This window comes from Verrucomicrobiia bacterium (assembly GCA_019634635.1).
In the GTDB taxonomy this organism is placed as follows: Bacteria; Verrucomicrobiota; Verrucomicrobiia; order Limisphaerales; family UBA9464; genus UBA9464.
Genome location: JAHCBB010000039.1, coordinates 26,296 through 41,656, shown reverse-complemented (window position 1 = coordinate 41,656; position 15,361 = coordinate 26,296). Strand labels below are relative to the sequence as shown.

The 15,361-nt window shown below is 67.4% G+C and carries 19 protein-coding genes and 1 tRNA gene; 11 read left to right on the top strand and 9 right to left on the bottom strand.

Annotated elements, in window-relative coordinates; all coding sequences use genetic code 11:
- The first annotated feature begins 645 nt into the window (after positions 1-645).
- The 4 genes from rpmI to pheT all read left to right on the top strand — a co-directional run bounded on the left by rpmI (position 646) and on the right by pheT (position 4,879).
- Positions 646-855, top strand: a complete 210-nt coding sequence (rpmI, locus tag KF791_18525) for a 50S ribosomal protein L35 (protein MBX3734576.1) — start codon at positions 646-648, stop codon at positions 853-855.
- 56 nt (positions 856-911) lie between these two features.
- Entirely contained in the window at positions 912-1,286 is a 375-nt protein-coding gene (rplT, locus tag KF791_18520; GenBank protein ID MBX3734575.1) for a 50S ribosomal protein L20, read from the top strand.
- Positions 1,287-1,406: 120 nt separating this feature from the next.
- Complete coding sequence (locus KF791_18515) at positions 1,407-2,426, top strand: phenylalanine--tRNA ligase subunit alpha (GenBank protein MBX3734574.1); 1,020 nt, start codon at positions 1,407-1,409, stop codon at positions 2,424-2,426.
- The gene (pheT, locus tag KF791_18510) at positions 2,423-4,879 is read left to right on the top strand and encodes a phenylalanine--tRNA ligase subunit beta (protein ID MBX3734573.1); all 2,457 of its coding nucleotides are present in this window, start codon (positions 2,423-2,425) and stop codon (positions 4,877-4,879) included. The genes KF791_18515 and pheT overlap by 4 nt, the downstream gene beginning before the upstream one ends.
- A gap of 21 nt (positions 4,880-4,900) precedes the next feature.
- Here the strand turns inward: pheT and KF791_18505 are convergent, their stop codons facing one another.
- Positions 4,901-6,019 (bottom strand): GNAT family N-acetyltransferase, encoded by a 1,119-nt coding sequence (locus KF791_18505; GenBank protein ID MBX3734572.1) that lies wholly within the window; start codon positions 6,017-6,019, stop codon positions 4,901-4,903.
- A gap of 125 nt (positions 6,020-6,144) precedes the next feature.
- Here KF791_18505 and KF791_18500 point away from each other — a divergent pair.
- Positions 6,145-6,221, top strand: a tRNA-Arg gene (locus KF791_18500).
- A 72-nt stretch (positions 6,222-6,293) separates the two neighbouring features.
- On the opposite strand, the gene KF791_18495 is transcribed toward KF791_18500, so the two are convergent.
- Complete coding sequence (locus KF791_18495; protein MBX3734571.1) at positions 6,294-6,482, bottom strand: hypothetical protein; 189 nt, start codon at positions 6,480-6,482, stop codon at positions 6,294-6,296.
- Here KF791_18495 and KF791_18490 point away from each other — a divergent pair.
- Together KF791_18490 and KF791_18485 are read left to right on the top strand one after the other, a co-directional pair.
- A complete protein-coding gene (locus KF791_18490; GenBank protein ID MBX3734570.1) occupies positions 6,481-6,696 on the top strand; it encodes a type II toxin-antitoxin system HicB family antitoxin in 216 nt (71 codons plus the stop codon). The genes KF791_18495 and KF791_18490 overlap by 2 nt on opposite strands.
- Positions 6,693-6,887 carry a type II toxin-antitoxin system HicA family toxin gene (locus KF791_18485; protein ID MBX3734569.1) on the top strand — a complete coding sequence of 65 codons (195 nt, stop codon included), beginning with the start codon at positions 6,693-6,695 and terminating at the stop codon, positions 6,885-6,887. The genes KF791_18490 and KF791_18485 overlap by 4 nt, the downstream gene beginning before the upstream one ends.
- Positions 6,888-7,007: 120 nt before the next feature.
- Here KF791_18485 and KF791_18480 read toward each other — a convergent pair whose 3' ends face one another.
- From KF791_18480 to KF791_18450, 7 genes are read right to left on the bottom strand one after another with little or no spacing between them, the layout of a single operon-like run.
- Positions 7,008-7,757, bottom strand: a complete 750-nt coding sequence (locus tag KF791_18480; GenBank protein MBX3734568.1) for a hypothetical protein — start codon at positions 7,755-7,757, stop codon at positions 7,008-7,010.
- Complete coding sequence (locus KF791_18475; protein ID MBX3734567.1) at positions 7,754-8,821, bottom strand: ferric reductase-like transmembrane domain-containing protein; 1,068 nt, start codon at positions 8,819-8,821, stop codon at positions 7,754-7,756. The genes KF791_18480 and KF791_18475 overlap by 4 nt, the downstream gene beginning before the upstream one ends.
- A 30-nt stretch (positions 8,822-8,851) precedes the next feature.
- Positions 8,852-9,268: a hypothetical protein gene (locus tag KF791_18470; protein MBX3734566.1), complete on the bottom strand. Its 417-nt coding sequence runs from the start codon at positions 9,266-9,268 to the stop codon at positions 8,852-8,854.
- Positions 9,265-9,723 (bottom strand): tat pathway signal sequence domain protein, encoded by a 459-nt coding sequence (locus KF791_18465; GenBank protein ID MBX3734565.1) that lies wholly within the window; start codon positions 9,721-9,723, stop codon positions 9,265-9,267. The genes KF791_18470 and KF791_18465 overlap by 4 nt, the downstream gene beginning before the upstream one ends.
- Entirely contained in the window at positions 9,720-10,436 is a 717-nt protein-coding gene (locus KF791_18460) for a prolipoprotein diacylglyceryl transferase (GenBank protein MBX3734564.1), read from the bottom strand. The genes KF791_18465 and KF791_18460 overlap by 4 nt, the downstream gene beginning before the upstream one ends.
- Positions 10,433-11,710 (bottom strand): radical SAM protein, encoded by a 1,278-nt coding sequence (locus KF791_18455; protein ID MBX3734563.1) that lies wholly within the window; start codon positions 11,708-11,710, stop codon positions 10,433-10,435. The genes KF791_18460 and KF791_18455 overlap by 4 nt, the downstream gene beginning before the upstream one ends.
- A gap of 1 nt (position 11,711) precedes the next feature.
- Entirely contained in the window at positions 11,712-11,864 is a 153-nt protein-coding gene (locus KF791_18450; protein MBX3734562.1) for a hypothetical protein, read from the bottom strand.
- A gap of 586 nt (positions 11,865-12,450) precedes the next feature.
- On the opposite strand from KF791_18450, the gene KF791_18445 reads away from it, so the two are divergent.
- The 4 genes from KF791_18445 (at position 12,451) to KF791_18430 (ending at position 15,323) form a co-directional block, all read left to right on the top strand.
- Entirely contained in the window at positions 12,451-13,053 is a 603-nt protein-coding gene (locus KF791_18445; GenBank protein MBX3734561.1) for a sigma-70 family RNA polymerase sigma factor, read from the top strand.
- Positions 13,050-13,358: a zf-HC2 domain-containing protein gene (locus tag KF791_18440; GenBank protein MBX3734560.1), complete on the top strand. Its 309-nt coding sequence runs from the start codon at positions 13,050-13,052 to the stop codon at positions 13,356-13,358. The genes KF791_18445 and KF791_18440 overlap by 4 nt, the downstream gene beginning before the upstream one ends.
- A 223-nt stretch (positions 13,359-13,581) precedes the next feature.
- On the top strand, positions 13,582-14,091 hold the full coding sequence (locus tag KF791_18435; protein ID MBX3734559.1) for a DinB family protein: 510 nt from the start codon (positions 13,582-13,584) through the stop codon (positions 14,089-14,091).
- Positions 14,092-14,102: 11 nt separating this feature from the next.
- Entirely contained in the window at positions 14,103-15,323 is a 1,221-nt protein-coding gene (locus KF791_18430) for a carboxylate--amine ligase (protein MBX3734558.1), read from the top strand.
- The last annotated feature ends 38 nt before the right edge of the window (positions 15,324-15,361 follow it).

Genomic DNA, 15,361 nt, shown 5'->3' with positions numbered 1-15,361 from the left:
CCTCACCCCACCGGTCAGGAGCCCAACCCCATCAGTGCCACACCAATTCTCCCTCCGGTGGGGCGACGCTCCGCGGAGCCGTTCGCTCGTGGAGTCCCCACAGGCCAGACTCCCAGTGGCGCGTACGGTTCGGCGGGAGCCTCACCCCACCGGTCAGGAGCCCAACCCCATCAGTGCCACACCAATTCTCCCTCCGGTGGGGCGACGCTTCGCGGAGCCGTACGCTCGTGGAGTTCCCACAAGCCCAACTCCCGGTGGCGCGTACGGTTCGGCGGGAGCCTCACCCCACCAGGTAAAGGCCTCACCCCACCAATTCGAGGCCCAACCCCATCAGTGCCACACCAATTCTTCCCCCACCGGTGGGGCAACGCGTACGCTCGTGGAGTCCCCACAATCCCAACTCCCGGTGGCGCGTACGGTTCGGCGGAGCCTCACCCCATCCACCCATCCGCCCGTCGCCTTCAGGTCCAGGCTGGGCCGGCAACAAATGGACGGGGAGGAGAGGGACAGGTCACTGGCGGCCCGTTTCCTGGCGGCGGCTTCCCGACGCACCAGGGAGCTGGTTTTTGAGTGGATTCCTCTTGCAGCCCATGGGGCACGCCCGCATGATCGCCGGCCTTTAACGAGCAGTTTTCAAGGCCATTTATGCGACGTCCCAAGGGAATCAAGACCAAGAAATCGGTCGCCAAGCGCTTCAAGATCAGCGCCAAGGGCAAGGTGATGGCCCGGCACTCCGGAACCCGCCACCTGCTGTCGGGCAAGAGCGCCAAGCGCCGCCGCCGCCTGGGTGAGTGGATGGAGCTCAGCCCCCGCGACGTGTACAAGATCAAGGCCTGCCTGCCGTTCTCCCACTGATTTCGGCCGCGCTCTGCGGCATCCGCCTCCTGCCACTTCTGTCCTGATTTTCTCCCATGCGCGTCACCAACGCTCCCGCCTCCCGTAAACGCCGCAAACGCATGCTGACGCTGGCCAAGGGCTACCGGCTCAAGCGCAGCAAGCTCTACCGGTACGCCAGCGATGCCGTGGATCACGGCCTCCAGTACGCCTACCGGGATCGCAAGGCCAAGAAGCGCACATACCGCGCCCTCTGGCAGATCCGCATCAATGCCGCGGCCCGCTCGGCCGGCATCACCTACAGCCGGTTCATCGAGGGGCTGAAGGCCGCTGGCATCACCCTCGACCGCAAGGTGCTCGCCGACCTCGCCGCCACCGATGCCGCCGCGTTCGGCAAGGTCGTCGAGGCCGCACAGGGTGCGCTCAAGACCAAGGCGGCTGCGAAGGCCTGAGTTTCAAGGCGTACCGGGTCTCCTTCCCGAGGCGGCGCGGATGTCCCAAACCGGGCCGTCCGCGCCGCTGCGTTTCCAGGAACCTCGTCCGAAGCCTTCACCCCGCGCCCTCTCCCTTTCATGTCACTGCTGGATCGCATTGATGCGGTGAAACAGGCGGCCATGTCCGAGCTGCAGGGCGCCCGGGAACTTCCGGCGCTGGAGCGGGCCAAGGGTGCCTTCCTCGGAACCGAGGGACAATTCACCCTGCTGTTGAAGGAACTGGGGTCCCTCGCCAAGGACCTGCGCCCCGTCGCCGGAAGGGCATTGAATGCCGCCAAGGCTGAAATCGAGGCCATGCTCGCAGCGCGCCGGTCCGAGCTCGAGATCCGGGCGTCCCTGCCCACGGAACCCACCGACTTCACCCTGCCCGGACGCCACCGCCGGACCGGCGGGCTGCATCCGCTCACGCAGGTGACCCGCGACATCGTGCGGGCCTTTCGCAGGCTGGGTTTTGCCGTGGCCGATGGGCCGGAAATCGAGGACGAGGAGCACTGCTTCGACGCACTCAACACCCCCGCGGATCATCCCGCGCGCGACACGCAGGATACCTTCTTCCTCGACGCCCCGGGGCGGCCGCTCCTGCGCACCCACACGTCGTCGGTGCAGATCCGCGTGATGCGCCACGGGCCGCCGCCGGTGCGGATCGTCGTGCCCGGACGCGTCTACCGGCGGGACAATGCGGATGCGACGCACAACCCGACCTTTCATCAGATTGAGGGGCTCTACGTGGATCGCGGTGTCACCGTGGGGGATCTCAAGGGCACAGTGGAGGCGGTGTTTCGCGAGGTGCTGGGGGGCGACGTGAAGCTGCGGTTTCGTCCGCACTACTTCAGCTACACCGAGCCGTCGCTGGAGATTGATTTTTCGAACGCGTTGGTGCGCAAGCTCGGCAAGGAATGGCTCGAGATCGCCGGTTGCGGGATGGTCCATCCGCAGGTCTTCGAGAATGTGGGCTGGGATCCCGAGGTGTGGAGCGGCTGGGCGTTCGGCTTCGGCATCGAGCGCATTGCCATGCTTCGGTACGGGATCACCGACATCCGGCTGTTCTACGAGAACGACCTCCGGTTCCTCCGGCAGTTCGCGGGCCTTGCGTCATGAAGCTTTCACTGAACTGGCTGCGGCAGTACGTCGCCTTCAACGGCACCCCCGAGGATCTGGCCGGGCGATTGACCTGCCTTGGCCTCGAGGTGGAATCCGTGCAGCGATTCGGGGGTGAATTCGACGGGGTGGTCGTCGCCCAGGTGCTAACCCGCGATCCGCATCCCAATGCGGACAAGCTGTCCATCTGCCGGGTTGCCGACGGCCAGGGGGAACGCCAGATCGTCTGCGGGGCCCGCAACTTCCAGCCCGGAGACAAGGTGCCGCTCATTCTCCCGGGCGCCTCATTGCCGCCCCGGGCGGGTGAACGCGAACCGTTCACCATCAAGGTCGGACGGATCCGCGGCGTGGAATCCCACGGCATGCTCTGCAGCGCGGAGGAGTTGGGCATCCAACCCGAGGACTTCGGCCTGGCGGCTGCGGACGGCCTCCTGATCCTGCGTCCCGACGCCCCGGTGGGCCAGCCGCTTGCCGTGCATCTCGGCCGGTCGGGTGGGGATGTCGTTTTCGATCTGGAGGTCACCCCCAACCGGCCGGACTGGAACAGTGTCATCGGCATCGCCCGTGAGGTGGCTGCGGTCACCGGGGAGCGGCTGCAGATTCCCGACCCGCGGCCCGTCGAAGAAGGGGGGGGCGTGGACGCCTCGGTCGCGGTGCGGATCGAGGCGCCGGACCTTTGCCCCCGATACACCGCCCGGGTCCTGCGCGGGGTGCGGGTGGGTCCAAGTCCGGACTGGCTGCGGACCGCTCTGGAGCGCTCCGGCCTTCGCAGCGTGAACAATCTCGTGGACGTCACGAATTTCGTGATGCTCGAAACGGGGCAGCCGTTGCACGCCTTTGACCTGCGGCAGGTGGCGGCCGGACCGGACGGGCGACCCGCGATCGTCGTGAGGCGCGCCGGCGAGGGCGAGCGATTCGCCACCCTGGACGGCGGCGTCCATGAGCTGACTCCGGCGCACCTGCTGATCGCCGATTCCGAAAAGGGCATTGCCCTGGCCGGGGTGATGGGCGGCCAAAACTCGGAAATCACGGCGTCCACGACCGACGTGCTGCTGGAGTCGGCGACCTTCGCGCCTGCAGGGATCCGCCGCACCAGCAAGGCATTGGGTCTGCGCACCGATGCCAGTCACCGGTTCGAGCGGGGTGCCGACATTGGCGCTTGCGAGGCTGCCAGCCGCCGGTGTGCCGCACTCATCCTGGAGACCGCGGGCGGCGTCCTGGAGGCGGGTGTGGTGGATGTCCAGCCGGATGCCGTGCCGAACCGCACGATCCCGCTGCGTCCCCGGCGCACCGACGCCCTGCTCGGGGTCTCAATTCCCGCGGAGGAACAGGCGGGATATCTGACGCGCCTCGGCTTGGAACCGGTGACTTCGGAGCTGGCAACCGTGGAGGGCGCCCTGGAGTTCCGGATTCCCACCTGGCGCGTGGACCTCAAGCGCGAGGCTGATCTCATTGAGGAGGTTGCGCGGCTCTACGGTGTGGATCGCATCCCGGCGACCCCCCCGCGCGGTGCGGTCGGGACGCATCCCTTCGACGCGGTCCATGACCGCATGGCGGGCGTCCGGACAACACTGGCGTCCCTGGGGCTGCTGGAGGCGCAGGGACAGACCCTTGTTTCCGAGGCATCCGCCTTGTGGATGACTCCCGACATCGTCCGACTCGCCAATCCATTGAGTTCGGACATGAACGTCCTGCGTCCCTCCCTGCTTCCGGGGCTGCTGGACGTTCTCCGGGTCAACCTGAGCCGCCGGAATCCGGACGTGCAGGTGTACGAACTGGGGCGTGTCTTCACCGGCGGGGCCCCGGCGCCCCGGGAGGGGTGGCGACTGGCCCTTGCGATGACCGGGGCGCGGGACCCGGGATTCTGGAGTGGCGCCGACCGCGGGGCCCGCTGCGACCTGTATGATGCCAAAGGGGTGGTGGAGGCGCTTCTGGAGTCGCTTGGGGTGCGCGGGGTGACGTGGGCCGCCGACGCCGCCGGGTCTCCGTTCTGGTTGGAGTCCGCCACGATGTCGCTGGGCGGACGCCGCTTCGTGGGGCGCCTGGGCCGGTTGCAGCCCGCGGTGGCACGGGACCATGGACTTCGCGACGCGGTGTTCCTTGCCGAGCTGGATCTGGACCTGCTGCTGTCGCGGCGGCAGGAGCCCGCGTCCTTCAAGCCGCTGCCCCAGTTTCCGGCCGTCGAGCGCGATCTTGCGATTCTTGTCCCGGAAAGCGTCACTCATGACGCCGTGCTGGAGGTGGTTCGCGCGCTGCGCCCGGCCCACCTGGAAAGCGTGGCGCTGTTCGATGTGTTTCGCGGACGTCACGTGCCCGAAGGATCCAAGAGCCTCGCCTATGCCTTCACGTACCGGGCGGCCGATCGCACGCTGAAGGACGAGGAGGTTCAGGCGGTCCAGAGCGCGTTGGTGATGGCGCTCAAGGATCGCCTCGGCGCCACGGTGCGCGAATGACGGCGGGTTGCACCGGGCGCGCTATAGCGGCTTCTCGAAGATCCGGTAGGTCTTGTGCCGGCGTCCCCCGAAGCGGGCGATGAGCCGTTGGACCGCCGTGTTGTCCTCCAGCGTCCAGGAGGCCTCGCAGGTCGCGAAGTGCCGCCGTCGGCAGGCCTCCAGCGTTTTCGCCAGCATCGCGGATTCGATCCCGCGCCCTTGAAACTCATGGCGAACCCCAAGGGCCACCATGCGGATGGCATCGGGCTGCCGCCAGCCGAGCAGATCGGGCAGCACCAGGGGCAACCGGACGGACAGGAGCCGCCCGCGCAAGCGCCGGAGCACCTGGTTGAAGTCGGGCAAGGCGAGCAGGAAGCCTGCGGGCTCCCCGCGAACCTCCGCCACCCAGACCAGCCCGGGGACCAGCAGCGGGGCGAGACGTTCCACCAGGAAGTCAATCTCCGCGGGAGTCAGTGGCACGGCGCCCCAGTTCTTTTCCCAGGCGAGGTTGTACACCGTCCGGATCTTTGGCACCTCGATGCCCAGGGTGCGGCGCTCCAGGGCGCGAAGCGTGACGTCCGGTTCGCGGCGCGCGAACTTCTGGAGAAACCGGGACAACACCGCCGCCGGGGCATCGGCCACCCGCATCTGGAACGCCAGCAGATCCTTGATCTTCGCGAATCCCGAGGCCGCCAGAAGGTGTGCGTGATGCGGCGGGTTGTGGGGCATCATGATTGCCGGCGGGGTGTCGAACCCCTCCACCAGCAGCCCGCACTCATCGTTGATGGAGGGATTCATCGGGCCGCGGAGGCGGTCGAGGCCGCGGTGTCGTGCCCAGTCCGCCGCCGCATTGAACAGGGCGCCGGAAACGGCGGGGTCCTCCACCGATTCGAAGAATCCGAAGAAGGCCGTGCGCTCCCCGTGGATCGAGTTGTGGGTGCGGTCCTCGATGACGGCGAGACGTCCGACGTCGCCCGCCGGGCCCGTCGCGACGAACAGTTCCATGGCGGCGTGTTTGTGGAACGGGTTTCCGGGACCGAGAACCCGGTGTTGTTCCGACTCCAGCGGTGCGACCCAGAGGGGATCGTTGAGGCGCAGCCGCGAAGCCACGTGCAGGAACCGGCGGCGGTCCGGGTTGCGGGCGGTGTCGAGTCTCTGCACCCCTGTTGGTTGCGGCGCCGTCAAGTGACCGTCACGCTGACGTAACAGTCCAGCCATGGCGAGCCGGGACCCAGCGACTTCCGGCTCGCCAAGCGTCAGGCCCCGTGGTTCAAACGTGGCGGCGGGCACCGGTAGCTCAATTGGATAGAGCTTCTGACTTCGGATCAGAAGGTTGCAGGTTCGAGTCCTGCCCGGTGCACCAGCTTGATCAGTTCCACGGGAATTCCCGCCGCCCGGGCAACAGTCACAACGATCTGCCTGGGGGGACGGTTCGTCATCGCGTCCGGATCCGGCTGCCGGCCATCGGGGGCCGGTGGTGCGGGGCGTACACGAAGTGGCCCGCGGCGATGCCCGCCGCTGCCGCGATCAGGAGCCTGGTGAAGTGCAGGAATGCCGTGGCTTCCGGGCAGACGCAATGAGCGTGGTTGCTTCGATCCCATTCTCGGGAATACCTTCGCTTCATGAAGAACCAGTTCACCGCCTATGTGCAGCGCGAAGGCGAGTGGTTTATCGCAACCTGTCCGGAAGTGCCCGAGGCCAACGGCCAGGGCCATTCCAAGCAGGAATGTCTGCAGAGCCTGGCAGCCGCCATTGAGCTGGTTTTCGAAGAGCGGCGTGCCTCGGCTCTCAGCGAGCTCAAGTCGGATGCCGAGGAGGTTCTGGTCGCAGTTGGATGAATCGTCGAGAGCTGATCCGGCACATTGAGGCCTACGGCTGCCGTCTCAAACGTGAAGGTGGGGAACATTCTTTATTTCACAATCCCGGCACGGGTGCAATGCAGGCGATTCCGCGCCACAGCGGTATTCCTGACATTCTCTGTCGGAAGATTTGCCGACGTTTGTCGGTGCCGGATCTCAAGCGACGCTAGCCCGGTTTGCCGCATAGCGCTTGCTTGGCCAATCTTGGCGCGTCACCAAAAATTCAGCGCGCGGTCGAAGGCCTCCTTTGGCCCACTTGGGATGCTGGCGCGGCGGCAGGTCCTTGGGAGCTAACGTGGCGACGGGGCCAGCGCCAGACGTCTGACTCGCAAGATGGGGATCTCATCGCGGTACTCGAGGGTCCCGTCTGCGGTGACGATCCGGGCGGCCCATTGCGGGTCGAATTTTAGCGGCGCCCCCGTGTCGCTGGTGAGCAGCACCACGGTCCCATTTCCCCCGCCATCCCGGACCAGGAGGCCCGGCGGCACGCCACCGCTGAGGCAACGAACCGCACAGGCGCGATGGACCTTGCCCGTGGCCGGTCGCATCACGCCATGCCAGCATTTCGTGTCCACCAGTTCCCCCGACAGCACCGCCTCCCCGATCACCCTGGGTCGCGCCTCCGTTTCCCCGACGGGGCGGCGACCCAGGGCCTCAAAGGAGGACGGCCGATTGAGTTCGATCATCACTGCCCTCCGCCTCCGGATCAGCGAGCCCTGGAAGCGCACCCGTTCGCCGTCGTGGCCGCGGGCGCAGGCGGGCAGGCCATGCTTGCCGGCCCCGACGAGGAGGTAGTTCGTGACCCCACCCGCCGGCGAAACCGTGCGCAGCATCGGAAGCGGCATTTCGTGGAGGACTCCTTCAAAGGTGCGGGTGATTCCATACTCAAACGTCCCCGAATCGGCTGGCGTTTGCCGCGCAGCAGTCAGGGCCGTCGCCAGCGCCGTCAGCAGGCCGACCGCGAGCACCGCGACCCGGGTGTGCCGCGCCAATCCGGACGGCCCCCTCGATTTGTAACCGATGTAAAACTCTTCGTTCATGTCATCGGGACGGGCGCTCCGGGACATCGCGTCCGCAGCGGGTTCGGCTGGCGCTTTACCCAGACCTCGCCGTTCACGATCTTCGTGTCGTAGGTCGCCAGCAATTCCTGGAACGGCGGCGGACTGCAGCCGTCGTCGGGCCGGTAGTTCCACCCGTGCCACGGACAGGTGATGCAGCCGTCCACGATCCGTCCCTCGCCCACGGGACCGCCCTGGTGGCGGCAGACGTTGGAGGTTGCGAAGATTCGACCCTGGTGACGAAACAGTGCGATCCTTCCGCCGCCGGCGCCGGGCACCACCCGGCCACGGCCTTCGCCGACTCCGTCCGCGGGGCCGGCCGCGAGAAAGCCTTCACGTTCCGCTGCACCTGCCGCCCGGTCTCTTCGCGCCTCCTGCCGCGCCGCGGCAAGATGGAGTCCGGCGACGACCCCGAAACCCAACGCCAGGAGTGCCGGGTACAGCAGATGCCGCTCCGACTGCAGCGCGCCGAGCGCGATGTGAACCAGCAACAGGCCGTACGCCAGGTACACGCCAAGATGCAGGGTCTTCCAGAACGACGCTCCAAGCTGGCGCAGCCAGAAGTCATGACTCGTTGCCGCCAGCAGAAACAGGATCGCGAGCGCCGCCACCCCGAACGGCTCGAAGGGAGCGTGCGGAACATTCACGTGGCCGCCGGCGAGCACCCGATAGTCCTGCGAGTAGGCGGTGAAGACGCTCTCCAGCGGATGTGCGTCTCCGAGCGCATGAAACTGGAAGACCGAAAACACCCCGTGCACGAGGGCGAGCAGGAACATCGTCACGCCCAGGTGCCGGCGATTGTAGAGCAGCGGCAGGAAGCGGGGATCAAGCCGGGCCAGCGGTCCGACGCACAGGAGGACATGCAGCAGCAGCAGCGCGGCGACGGCGGTGCCACGGATGATCAGCGTCTCGGCCGTGAAGTTCGGCGAAACCCACAGCGACACGCCGACAAAAGTCGCCAGCAAGAGGGCCAGCAGCCCGACCAGCGTCAGGTCGTAGATCCGCTTCTGCCGGTTCCAATCAATGGCGCGGTATGCGAGGGACATGCGGGGAGTTTCGGGGGACGGGCATGGTGTTCAGGGGAGCCCGCGCGGCGTGCGGAGGGTTTGCAGTTCCGGCTCCGGACCGGGAATCTGCAAGCCGGGGACCTCCCGGGGCCGCCACCACAACGCTGCCGCCAGGATCACCGGTACCCACACCACCAGGAGGCGCCACGCGAGCCGGTGCGAGGCGCGCAGCGATTGAGGCGCCACCGGCCCCTCGGATTCGCCGGGGAAAGCCTCCGCCCGCCCAAGCCTCCACCAGCGCAGCGCCAGCAGCGGCCAAAGCGCGATCACTCCGGGGGTGATGAGCATCTTGAAACCCGCGCCCGCGCCCGCTGCGGCCGGGTCCATCCGGCGCAGGCCGAAACCCTGAAACGCGACCGCAAACAGGGCACCCGATGCAAGGTACACCCCGGCCACCGCGAGGAGAAACTCGACGACCGCGGTCATTTGCCCCTCTTTTCAACGAGCTTCGGCCAGTGGGCGTCAGCCTTCTTGAGGTTCCCCGCGGCATCCTTGGTGAAGTCATCGCGGACGCCGGGGCTGTACTGCAGCAGCAGGCGGCCATCCACGATCTGGGTCGCGGTGACATCAATCTCCACCAGTCTGCCCCTCGAAACTCCGAACGCGCAGAAGCCGCCGAACTGCGGTTCATACCTGGCGGGATCCGCGTCGAACGCCGCCTTGTTCTTTGCGGAATGGAATCGGTACTTCGCGCCGCGAAACTCGCTCGTGAACCCGGGACTGCCCTTGACCGGCGCCTTCACCGTGAAAAACGCCACGGGATCGTAGCCCTGGATGGCCACGCCGTCCTTGTCCAGGTTGAGCAGGGATTTGTCCGCCGCGGAAACCACGGCAGCAGCGGCGAACGCCGCCAGCGCGAGGAGGAACGCACGTCCTTTCATTCGCGGTTGAGTGGGACGGCACGGAGATTCCTTACGCGCGAGCCGCCGGGACTTCCTGCACGCCAGATGAGGCCCGTGACACCCAGCACGAGCAATGCAAGCGCGAGACCCTGCTGGGCGGACAGGCCCAGCCACCGCTCCGGCCGGCCGTCGGCCCGCAGCGGGTCCATCAGCACGCGCAGCAATCCATACACGACGAGGTACCCGGCGAACGCGGTGCCCGGAAGCAGGCGACCCGCTTCCACGCGGTCGAGCACCAGGCGCCCCCATCCCGCCATCGCCACCAATCCGGCCGCCTCGTAGAGCTGCACCGGATGCGGCGGGTGTCCCCCGCAGCAGCCCTGAAAGAAGCAGCCGACCCGCCCCAATGCATGTCCCAGCGGCAACGCCACGGCGAAGTAGTCGGAGCCGCGGAAGAAATCCAACCGGCGTACGGCGGCGAACGCGGCCCCCGCCAGAATCGCTCCGGCCAGACCGCCAAAAAAGACGAATCCGGTGCCGAAGTCGGCCCAGAAGCGCAGTTCACCCCGGGCATAGTGATGCCAGCCCAGGATCACGAACAGCCCCTTGGCCCCCGCGATGCCGCCCAGCAGCAACGTCCACATGGCCGCCCAGAACTCGTTGTCGGTGACGCCCAGCCCGGCCCGGTGCCTCCGCAGCCAGAGGATGGCGACGAGCCCGCCCAGTGCCGCAAAAAAACCGTATGGCGTCATGCGGTCTCCCCAACCGGGGTTGCACCCCGGTAGTAGGCCTCTCGAATGCCGAGCGCGTTGACCGCGCACATGGGCTGGAGCACGCCGTCAACGGGCACGCGAAAGGCACAGACGGCCAGCCGTTCCCTGCCGAGTGGGGTCTCCGTTTCCCCGGCATTCATGAAGTGATGGCTGACGAGGCAGAAGTACCGCGGGCGCAGACTGCTGGTGCGCCACCAGACACGAACGAGGTGCGGCAACGCGCGGCCCAGCAGGAAGCCGCCGTGGCGCCGGGCCAATCTCCCGCCCCGAACCATGGCGTCGCGCTGTCCGTCCAGCCGGAACGACTCGCCTCCGAGGCGATCCAATCCTTCTCGGAGCACCGCCAACTCGGCCGGACGATCCCGCCGGTACAGCGGTTCGAACCGCACCGCGTCGCCCTGTCCAGCGGCCAGCCCCTGGACGAAGCGGCTGCAGGCGGGATGGCCCAGGGACCCGTCGCCCACGCCCACGTCGGGATTTCCGGTGCCTTCGACGATGCGCGCCCACAACGCGTCCGCTGTCACGCCCCGCAGTGCCACCTCGGTCCGCCCCACGGAGGCCAGCGGCTGAAAGCTCACCATCTTGAACGCGTCGGCATTTGCGAGGAACCAGCGCACGATCCCCGGCACTCCGGCGAGGTTTTCCCGGGTTACGGTCACAGTGGACGCCACCTCAAGTCGCCGTCCGGTCCGGCGCCGCGCTCCGCGGATTAATCCGGCGAACTCCGTCCGCAGGCCATCCAGCTCCGACTCCATGCGGGCCCCCGCGTAGCCGTCCCGGCGGCCCCGCATGGTGGTGTCCACATGCAGGCTCAACTCGGTGAGTCCCGCCTCGGTCATGAAGCGCTCCAGCAGGCCGGGGCGGCGGCGGAAGGTCTCGCCATGGGACATCAGCATCGGCACCAGCCCGATGGACCGCGCGTACCGGATGAGCTCGATGACTTCGGCCTCGGCCCGCAGCGAGACTTCGCCGTCGGTGAGCTGCACGTTCCCCGCCGGCCCCAGCCACGCGCGCAGCTGCCGCAACTGGTCCTTCAACGCCGTGAGCGGGCTGGGACGGGCCCGATTGGCGTCGGCACCCAGATAACAACCGCGGCACGAGAAGTCACAACGCGGCATGGCGCCAATGGTGGCTCCGCATCCGACGTAGTGCCGGCCCATGAATTGGGTCGGTGTTTGCAGGGACGCCGGCAGTTGTGCCCAGGCCGTCGCCAACGCCATGCGCGCCTCTGCGGCCTGGTGGGCGATGGTCATGTCAGGGGGTTGCGGTCGGAGCCACCGACGACGGCGGCGGATTGGTCCGGAGTGCCGGCAAATTCGGATCGGGCTTGGACGAAGGAGAGAAACACGCGCTGCCGGCGGCCAGTACGGCCGCCAGGGCGAACAGCATTGCAAAGGTCTTTTTCATGGAGGTGAAGCGTTCTGATTTGTGATGCAAGGCGCCGATGACCCGCCCATGAGCGGTCGTTGCATCCGCCGAAAACTTACAGGCAGGGTCGGCAACCTTGGGTTGTAAGGGATGGCGGATTGCTCCGACCCACCGATTGAAGGGGCCCCGGCGTCGTCCCGGCCCGATCGCGAATCTGAATCATGCACCAAAAGCGCCACGATGAGGGGGCGTCGGCCCGCCTGCGGGCGGCCCTGCTGCCGAACTGTCGCGAGATGTGCCGGCATTCCTCAGGGGCTTTGGATGGGTGCCTGCCCTGGTGGCAGCGGCCGGGCATGTTCCTGCACCTCCTCTTTTGCCGGCTTTGCCGGCGTTACCGGGCCCAGATCCTCTGGCTGCACCGCGCGGTTCGTCGCAGGCGGGGCGCGGAGATTCCAGGGATCCGGTTGTCCGGGGCTGCGCGGTCCCGACTGATTCAATCGCTGCGCGCGCCCATTTGCCGAACCGCCCCAAGCGGTCCGGAAGCCGGAAATGACCACCCGCCGCCTCGATCATGACGAGTACTGCTGACAATCCAGCCGGCCCGGCCCAGCCTTCGGCAGGTTCGATGAAGCCCCCGCCCGCATTGGATCCCGAACGTTGGGTGGATGAGCACGGGGACTGCCTGTATCACTACGCCCTTTCGCGTCTGCGCGACCCCGTGTTGGCCGAGGATTTCGTGCAGGACGCGCTGCTGGCCGCCCTGAAATCGCATCACCGCTTTGAGGGCCGTTCGTCGGAGCGCAGCTGGCTGACGGGCATCTTGAAGCACAAGATCCTCGACCACTTCCGCAAAGTGGGCCGCGAAACGGTGTTCACGGACCTGGAATTCTACGGAGACGAGGAAGCCAGGACGTTCGAGAATGCCGCCTTTCCCGACCACTGGAATGCGGCCGCTGCGCCGACCGAGTGGAACGGGGCCGGAGCGGCGCTCGACCAGGAGGCGTTTTGGAGGGTTTTTCAGCGGTGCAGCGGCAAGCTGCCCGATCGCGTGGCGCGCGTGTTCCTGCTGCGCGAGGTGGACGACGTGCCGGGCGACGAAATCTGTGCGTCATTGAACATCACGCCCAACAATCTCTGGGTCATGCTCCACCGTGCGCGGATGGCGTTGCGACGGTGTCTGGAAGTGAACTGGTTTGGCGCCCAACCCCCGGAGCCCGACGCGTCATGAACGGTCCCGTGAAATGGCTCCGTTGGCGCGGGATCCTCCTGCTGGCGGCGCTCACCCCGGCGTGCCGGCGGATCGTTCAGCTCGCATCGCTTGCCTGTGAGCGGCCGCTGACGCCCTGGACGCGGCTCCGGCTGCGCGTCCACCTGCGGATCTGCAGCGGATGCGAACGCTACCTGCGGCAGCTCGATTTCCTCCGTGCAGCGGCGGCGTCGTCGGTGGACCGGTTGCCGTCCTCTGGTCGGGGACTCCCTCCCGAGGCGAAGATCCGGATCAAAGGGCGTCTGCGCTGCGAATGGGCCGGATGACCTGGTCCTCCCGGGGGTTGCTTCGAGGCGTCAACCTCCTGACGACTGCTGTGTAAGCGATCGGCCTGCGGTGCGACCCAACCGCGTGACGAGGACCCTTCCCGCCGCCTCTGGGACGTTGATTCCGCTCCTTCATCGCCCGTCGCGGGTCGTTTCCAGAGCGGCCGGGCATCCGCCGGAGCCTGCCGACGGTTCCCCGGTTCGAACCGCCCATTCCCGTCGCGTGCTTGCCGCCTCGATGGACATTCTGCACCAGGGCGATGGGCTGCTGGAGGCGCTGAGCCCCGAAGTCTACGCGACCAGGGTGCCTGTCGCGTTCAACGCCTCCATCGGCGGACACTACCGACACTGCCTCGACCACTTCGCCAGCCTGCTCGACGGAATGGGGTGCGCGAGAGTGGACTACGGCCACCGCGGGCGGGATCCGCGGTTGGAGCGGGAACCGGAGATCGCCCGTCGTGTGACGCGACAGCTGCTGCGTCGCCTTGAAGGGCTGTCGCCCGGGGCTCTGGACGCCCCGGTTTCGACCCGGTGCGAGGTCAGCTACACGCACGGCGACGCGCCGGTCACGCAGTCCACTTTGGGCCGGGAGCTCGTGTACACCATCGCCCACGGCATTCACCACTACGCCCTGATCGCCGTCATTGCCCGGCTCCTGAATGCGGCGCTGCCGGCGCACTTCGGGGTTGCGCCCTCCACGGTCGCGCACGGGCAAACCTTGGCCCGCCCCTGATCCCGGCGCCCATGTCCCTGGTGCTCCTTTTCGGGCTTGTCCGGCTGTCTGGCGCGCCGATCGGCGGCTGGCTGCTGCCCGTCCTCGTGGCGGTCGTGCTCGTGGGACTGCGCCACGTTTGCCGGCGGCCCTGGTGCGAAATGATCCGCCGATGGGGCCCCCGCTTTGGCCGCTGGCGGCGTTGGGAGTTCTGGCCGGCGTGGCTGTTTTACCTGCCTGTCGTCGCCCGTTATGCCCAGCTCGCGCTGCGTTACCGGGGGATCACGCTGCCGAGTGCCGCGAATCCGGGCATCGCAACCGGCGGTCTCGTGGGCGAATCCAAGTTTGCCACGTTGCGGGAACTTTCGCGGACCAGCCCCGAGTTCACCGCCGAAGCGTGGCTCCTCCCCGCATTCCCCGACGAGAGGAACGCGGGCAACCGGATGGCGCTTCGCCTGGAAATGTTGCGCAGCCTGTGTGCCAGGAATGCCATCTCCTTCCCATTCATTCTCAAGCCCGACGTGGGCCAGCGCGGTGCGGGCGTGAAACTGATCCGCGGGTTCGCCGGGGCGGAGGACTATCTGAGCCGGACCGACGCTGCGCTCGTGGTGCAGCGCTACGCCCCCGGGCCCCTCGAACTGGGCGTCTTCTACTACCGGTTTCCACAGGAGCCGCACGGCCGGATTTTTTCGGTCACGGAGAAAGTCTTTCCATCGCTCACCGGCGACGGCCACCAAACGATCGAGGAGCTGATCCATGCCGATCCGCGCGCCCGGTTCGTTGCGGAGCGCTATCTCACGCGCTTCGCCACCCGGCGCGACGACGTGTTGGCGAAGGGCGAAGCGCTGCGGCTGGTCGAGGCCGGAAATCATGCCCAGGGCTGCATCTTCCGGGACGGTGCCCATCTGCTGACGCCCGGACTTGCCGACCGGCTCGACAGCATCTCACGAGGCGTGCCCGGATTTTTCATCGGCCGCTACGATCTGCGCTACGCCTCAGAGACGGATCTGAGCGCCGGCCGAAACTTCCAGATCATTGAACTCAACGGTGCCGCCGCCGAGGCGACCAGCATCTACGACTCCCGGAGTCCGCTCCATGGGGCCTACCGGACGCTGTTCCAGCAGTGGGAGCTGGTCTTCGCCATTGGTGCCGCCAACCGGGACCGGGGTGCCCGCAGCAACACGGTCATGGAACTTTGGCGCGCCTGGCGCGACACGACCCGGCTGACGGCCAGCTATCCGCTCGCGGACTGACGTCCGCGGCATCACCGAACCGCGGCGCGACCACTGTT